This window comes from Alcanivorax sp. HI0083 (genome assembly GCF_001635175.1).
Map to the genome: position 1 here is coordinate 1 of NZ_LWFX01000756.1, position 741 is coordinate 741.

The window sequence follows — 741 nt, forward strand, 5'->3', positions numbered from 1 at the left end:
GGCGCGTAGCGCTTCCACTTCGGTCTGCAGCTCGGCCAGGCGGAAATGCACGCTCTGGTTATCGATCAGCGACATGCCGAATACCTTGCGGTCCTTGGCGTAGGCGATGGTTTCATCAATCACATGTTCCATACCCTTGAGGCTGTTGGCGGCGGCAAACAAACGCTCTTCCTGGAACTGCATCATCTGCATCATGAAGCCCATGCCTTCCTGACCGATCAGGTTGCGCTGGGGCACGCGCACGTTATCGAAGAACACCTGGGCGGTTTCCGAAGAGCGCATGCCCAGCTTGTTCAGGGGCTTGTCCACGGTGATGCCGGCCGCATCCCTGGGCACCACGATCAGGGATTTATTGACGTGGGGTTTGGCGTCGGAGGTGTTGGCCAACAGACAGAAAAAATCGGCGCTGGGGGAGTTGGTGATCCACATCTTGGTGCCGTTGATCACGTAGTCGTCGCCATCTTTCACCGCGGTGGTTTTCACCGCTGCCACATCGGAACCTGCATGGGGTTCGGAAACCGCAATGGAGGCGACCATGTCGCCGGCGATGGCGGGGGCCAGGTAGTCACGACGCAGTTCATCGGAGCCGAAGCGGGCGATGGCTGGGGTGGCCATGTCGGTTTGTACACCCACAGCCAACGGCACGCCGCCACAATGGACGCGGCCCATTTCTTCGCTCATAACCATGCCGTAGGAGTAGTCTAGCCCCATGCCGCCAAACTCTTCCGGCTTGGTGACCCC

The 741-nt window shown here is 59.8% G+C and carries 1 protein-coding gene; it reads right to left on the reverse strand.

Annotated elements, in window-relative coordinates:
- Window positions 1–741: acyl-CoA dehydrogenase family protein (locus tag A3754_RS07375; RefSeq protein WP_197468545.1), on the reverse strand; the 741-nt coding region annotated here is incomplete at both ends.